Origin of the sequence: Dorea sp. OM07-5 (assembly GCF_003481355.1) — a bacterium.
Classification (GTDB): domain Bacteria; phylum Bacillota; class Clostridia; order Lachnospirales; family Lachnospiraceae; genus Dorea_D; species Dorea_D hominis.
Map to the genome: position 1 here is coordinate 2,566 of NZ_QUKZ01000031.1, position 5,133 is coordinate 7,698.

Genomic DNA, 5,133 nt, shown 5'->3' on the forward strand with positions numbered 1-5,133 from the left:
TCGGCTTGCAGAAGAAGCGGATATATCAAAGATATCTTTTCGGATGGGAAAGCACAGGTAACCGTAGAATATGAAGATGAAAAACCAGTGAGACTGGAAAGCGTGGTTGTTTCCTGCCAGCATAGTGCAGAAAAGAGTCTGAAGAAGTTAGAGACCGAGATCAGGGAGAAGGTGCTTCGTCCAGCACTCCGATTACTGCCTCCGGATGAGGATACGAAGATCCTGGTCAATCCGTCAGGGAGATTTGTGTGCGGAGGCCTTGATGCAGATACCGGACTGACCGGAAGAAAGCTGATGGTGGATACCTATGGCAGTATGGTTCCGCATGGCGGCGGTGCATTTTCGGGGAAGGACTGTTCAAAAGTAGACCGTTCTGCAGCATATATGGCAAGATATATTGCCAAAAATATGGTAGCTGCCGGACTTGCAAGCAGATGTCAGGTGTCTCTGGCTTACGCAATCGGAGTGGCAGAGCCGGTGATGATCGCAGTGGATACCTTTGGTACAGGAAAAGTGTGTGCAGATGATTGTCTGGCGAGAGCAATCCCATTGGTGTTTGGAGTGACACCTGTCCAGATCATGGAATCTCTCAGACTGAACCGTCCGATTTTCCAGCAGACGGCAGTTTTTGGACACTTTGGAAGAAAGGAGTTTCCTTGGGAGCGAACTGATAAGGTACTGGCTCTTCAGGATACCATTCTGTAATGCCCTGGGTAACGGAAGAGGAGATTCAGGCAGCAAAGAACATGACTGCGTATGAGTATTTACGAACGCATCAGGCACAGAGACTGCAAAAGACAAGAACCAGAAATGAATGGCAGTTGACAGACCACGACAGTTTTAAAATCAATGAACTGTCCAGTAAATGGCATTGGAAGTCCAGAGATATCGGTGGCGTGTCTGCACTGCGTTTCCTCATAGAAGTGGATGGGATGAAATTTACAGATGCCGTAAAGCTGTTGTGCGAAGAGAGTCCATCTTTTCTTCCGACACAGTCAGTTGAAAAAGAAAAACCACCATTTAAACTGCCGGAGAGATTCTTAAACTGCCGGAGAATCCGGGCCTATCTGAACCATCGTGGAATCAGTGATGCAGTGATCACGTATTGTATCTCACAGGAAATCCTTTATGAAAGTGTTCCGTACCATAATGCTGTTTTTGTCGGGAAAGATGAATCGGGAAAAGCGAGATATGCCTTCCTGCGAGGAATCTATGAAAAAAACGGGAAAGGATTCAAGATGGAACAGGCCGGAAGTGAAAAGAAGTACAGTTTTTGTATTCCTCCAAGAAAAGAGACGAATCGGGTTGCTGTTTACGAAGCCTGTATTGATGCATTGGCACATATGACACTGGAAGAGGGAAAGCAGGATAAATACCGGCTTTCCCTTGGGGGAATTGCTGCTCCGAAAGAAAACGCAGAGATACAGAGTGAACGTTTTAAAAAGCCGCCGGACGCACTGGAAGCGTTCCTTAAGAACCATCCGGAAATCAAGGAAATTGAAATCTGTACGGATAATGATTTTGCCGGAAGATGGGCAAAAGAACAGATGAAAAAGCATTATGAAGGAAGATACAAGATCATCTGCAACCTGCCGGAAAGAGAAGGGGCAGACTATGCAGATCTTGCAAAAGAAAGAAAGCAGACGAATCTGTGCAGAGACAGACCATTGGAAAGCAGGTGATAGAAAATGGAAGAAAAAGAAACAATACACATCAATCTATTGACAGAACTGACTGGAAATCTTATTTCGGAAGAATCGGAATGGGAAGAAGAGTGGACAGAAAATGATGCATATGGAATGCCATTAGATGGAACAGAACTTGCCGATTATGAAGATGCTATCCGAGAAGAACTGAAACGCTATGGGGAAGATGATCTCATGCAGTATTTTGATGGAAGTGAGTCCATTCATGGAAAAATACAAAGTGCAGTTGTTACGGTAGAAAACAAAGATGGAATCCTGTACGGCTGTACCAAACTGGAATTAAATGAATTTTTAAGTCAGGAAGAACTACAGGAATTCACCGAATACATTACAGGGCAGTACAGTGACGGGTGGGGTGAAGGATTTGAGCAGAGGGATATCAAGGTAGATGGTGGAATGCTGAATGTGCATTTCTGGCATCCAGATATGGAGCAGCCGAAAATCTATGAAAAGAAAACAGAGCAGATCCCGATAAAGCCTGAGAAACAACGTCCCAAGTTACAACTCCTTGGACATGACGGGAATATTTTTTCCATTATGGGCGATGCCTCAACTCTTTTGAAAAAGAATAAACAGACAGCAGAAGCAAAAGAAATGTGTAAAAGAGTATTGGAAAGTGGGGATTATTACAAAGCACTTTTGATTATCAGTGAATATGTAGAAACCGAGTTGAGTCTGCCACCAAAAGAAAATAAAAGGACAAAGAAGAAACATCAGCCGGAACGGTGAAAGGAGATAATATGAATAAGTATAAGATTACAGCGATTGAACATCCGCAGTATCCATGGCTCCATCGAATACAGGCATTGATCGATGTGAACGAGAAAGTACCAAAGGGAACAATAGGTGGTTTTGTAGATAGTATAACGAATCTGTCACAGGGAGGAGGGTGTTGGATTTATGATGATGCAATCTGTTGTGAAGGCGGTTTGGTACGAGAAGAGGCTGAAATTTACGATGACAGTATGGTTAGAGGAACTGCAGTAGTTGCCGGAAAAGCAAGAATTTATAATCATGCAGTCGCAAAAGACAGTTGTTATATAAGCAGTGGTGAAATAAAAGATGATGCTGTAATTGCTGGAAAAGCCATTATTGGTTCATTGTGTTTGCAAAAGCCTTTGATTAGCGGGGATAGTCGTGTTTATGGGATGGTACAAGGGAATGTCCATGTTAATGGTAATATTTTTTCATGGGAAAAAATTGAAGCGAATACGCAGGACACACATATTTTTGAACATGGACAATGGAGTATTTCACCAGCAATCGAAAAATTACAGCCACCATTATATTATCCTAGAAAGAAGACCAAAAAGAAAAATCCACCGGAACGATAAAGGAGACAGCATGAGTAAGTATAAAATTACAGAAATTGAACATCCAAAATATCCATGGCTCCATCGAATACAGGCATTGATCGATGTGAACGAGAAAGTACCAGAAGGAACACTGGGCGGTTTTGTAGAGAATGAAAACAACCTGTCACAGGAAGGAACTTGCTGGATTTATGATGATGCAATCTGTTGCGAAAACGGTGAGGTAAAGGAAGAAGCTGCACTTTATGATGGCAGTCTGGTCAGAGGTTATGCGGTTGTTACCGGAGATGCTACTTTTTATGACAGAGCAGTTGCAAAGAGAGACTGTTATATCTGTGGCGGTGAGATAAAGGAAAATGCGATAATCAGTGGAAAAGCATTTATTGATACGGTAGGAGTAAATGCACCTGTCATCGGTGGAGAAAGCCATGTGTATGGAGAAGTAAGAGGAAATATCTATATCAAAGGGGATATTTTCCCTTGGGATATATTTAATAACCACACAAAAGATATGTTCTTATATGAAAATGGAAAGTGGAGAGCTTTTTCTGTTCCTGAGAAACTGAAACCGCCAAAGTCCTACCAGAAAAAACAAACAAAGAAGAAAAATCAGCCGGAGCGCTGAGAACAGAAAGGATGATGCCTATGACAAATGACCTGAGTTTGGAAGAACTTATGAAAGAGGGAACATACCCGGAGGAATATGCCGAAGGGAAGAACTGGAAGATTTTACATGGAGATACGCTGAAACTGGTCAAAGCATTCCAGCCGGGAATCTTTGATGCAGTTATTACCGATCCGCCGTATGCGTCCGGAGGGACAAAGCAGAATGAAAGGAACCGCACCACCAACCAGAAATACAGCAGCATGAGTGCCGCAAATGCACTCCCGGATTTTGATGGAGACAACAAAGACCAGAGATCCTGGACACACTGGATGGCTGAGTGGCTGTATGATGTCCGGAAAGCCTGCAAGAAAGGGGCACCTATCTGTCTGTTCATTGACTGGAGACAGTACCCGTCGATCACAGATGCCCTGCAGTGGGCAGGCTGGATCTGGAGAGGAACCGCAGTGTGGGATAAGGGAAACTCCCGTCCGCAGAAAGGGCGCTTCCGCCAGCAGGCTGAATATATCGTGTGGGGCAGTAACGGACCGATGCCGATCAACCGCCCGGTCTCCTGTCTGCCGGGTGTTTTCCGATATGGAAATCCGCAGAACCGCATCCATGTGACAGAGAAACCATTGCAGCTTATGAAAGATGTGATCCAGATCTGCGAGCCGGGAGGTCTGATCCTGGACCCGTTTGCCGGGGCTGGAACAACTATCCTTGCAGCGGTTACGACAGGGTATCGTGCCGTAGGGATTGAAGTGACGGATGCCTACTATAAATTGGGAAGTGACAGAGTGAAGTTTGCGTTAGAAGCAGAAGAAAACGAGGATGAAAAGTAGCCGGGATGTCCAATAGGACATCTTGTTTTTAATAGAGAAAAGCAGTGGCATCCAACTGGATGCAGAAAGGGGATGGAGCGTATGGAACAGGCTCTGGCTTATGTGTGCTGTTCAGCAGAAGAAAGCCGGGTAAAAGTGCAGAAATATTGCAGAAAAATCTATGAACTGGGTTATGTACCGATCTGTCCGAGGTTTGGATTTTCACCGTTCCTCGAAGAAGGAGATGCGGAAGATATGCAGGGATATGGAAGGATGTCTCATATCCTTTTGCGGAGATGCCGGATGGTCGTTGTATGTGGAAAAGAAGTGACAGGGACGATGAATACGGAAATCAGTATGGCAGACAGACTCCATATCATTTGTACGACACTCGATGGACTGGTACAGATCAAAGAATCGAAATAAATCAGAGGCGGGTCTGCCGGGTGATACAGAGACTGGCGGTACTCGTTTTGCAAGCATAGCGTTTGGATATCCAAACGCACTTTGGGGAGAACCCCAATCCCCCGAATACAAAATGAACATGGAAAGGAAGGATAAGCTATGTTAAGAGACGGAGTCATGATTATGATCGCATTGATGTTTGGAGGTTGTTTCGGAGTCGTGGTGACCTGTTGCATGGTGACTGCGAAACGGTCGGATCAGGAGCTTGGCGATATGATGAA

The 5,133-nt window shown here is 44.6% G+C and carries 8 protein-coding genes; all 8 read left to right on the forward strand.

Features of this window, described 5'->3' with window-relative positions; genetic code table 11:
• Positions 1-705: methionine adenosyltransferase domain-containing protein (locus tag DXC04_RS15955; RefSeq protein WP_243112179.1), on the forward strand; the 705-nt coding region annotated here is incomplete at its 5' end.
• A complete protein-coding gene (locus DXC04_RS15075) occupies positions 705-1,682 on the forward strand; it encodes a DUF3991 and TOPRIM domain-containing protein (RefSeq protein WP_118661315.1) in 978 nt (325 codons plus the stop codon). The genes DXC04_RS15955 and DXC04_RS15075, both read left to right, overlap by 1 nt.
• Before the next feature lie 6 nt (positions 1,683-1,688).
• Complete coding sequence (locus tag DXC04_RS15080) at positions 1,689-2,435, forward strand: hypothetical protein (RefSeq protein ID WP_118661316.1); 747 nt, start codon at positions 1,689-1,691, stop codon at positions 2,433-2,435.
• A gap of 11 nt (positions 2,436-2,446) precedes the next feature.
• Positions 2,447-3,040 (forward strand): hypothetical protein, encoded by a 594-nt coding sequence (locus DXC04_RS15085; RefSeq protein WP_117739220.1) that lies wholly within the window; start codon positions 2,447-2,449, stop codon positions 3,038-3,040.
• Positions 3,041-3,050: 10 nt separating this feature from the next.
• Positions 3,051-3,644 carry a hypothetical protein gene (locus DXC04_RS15090; RefSeq protein ID WP_117739219.1) on the forward strand — a complete coding sequence of 198 codons (594 nt, stop codon included), beginning with the start codon at positions 3,051-3,053 and terminating at the stop codon, positions 3,642-3,644.
• 20 nt (positions 3,645-3,664) lie between these two features.
• Positions 3,665-4,468: a DNA-methyltransferase gene (locus tag DXC04_RS15095; RefSeq protein ID WP_330426490.1), complete on the forward strand. Its 804-nt coding sequence runs from the start codon at positions 3,665-3,667 to the stop codon at positions 4,466-4,468.
• 81 nt (positions 4,469-4,549) lie between these two features.
• Positions 4,550-4,873, forward strand: a complete 324-nt coding sequence (locus DXC04_RS15100) for a DUF7768 domain-containing protein (RefSeq protein ID WP_172590495.1) — start codon at positions 4,550-4,552, stop codon at positions 4,871-4,873.
• Between the two features lie 174 nt (positions 4,874-5,047).
• Positions 5,048-5,133: DUF3789 domain-containing protein (locus DXC04_RS15960; RefSeq protein WP_243112180.1), on the forward strand; the 86-nt coding region annotated here is incomplete at its 3' end.

Excerpts from the sequence above, each read along its gene's own strand:
- DXC04_RS15095 (WP_330426490.1), top strand. The coding sequence starts at position 3,665 with ATGACAAATGACCTGAGTTTGGAAGAACTTATGAAAGAGGGAACATAC.
- DXC04_RS15075 (WP_118661315.1), top strand. The coding sequence starts at position 705 with ATGCCCTGGGTAACGGAAGAGGAGATTCAGGCAGCAAAGAACATGACT.
- DXC04_RS15080 (WP_118661316.1), top strand. The coding sequence starts at position 1,689 with ATGGAAGAAAAAGAAACAATACACATCAATCTATTGACAGAACTGACT.
- DXC04_RS15090 (WP_117739219.1), top strand. The coding sequence starts at position 3,051 with ATGAGTAAGTATAAAATTACAGAAATTGAACATCCAAAATATCCATGG.
- DXC04_RS15100 (WP_172590495.1), top strand. The coding sequence starts at position 4,550 with ATGGAACAGGCTCTGGCTTATGTGTGCTGTTCAGCAGAAGAAAGCCGG.
- DXC04_RS15085 (WP_117739220.1), top strand. The coding sequence starts at position 2,447 with ATGAATAAGTATAAGATTACAGCGATTGAACATCCGCAGTATCCATGG.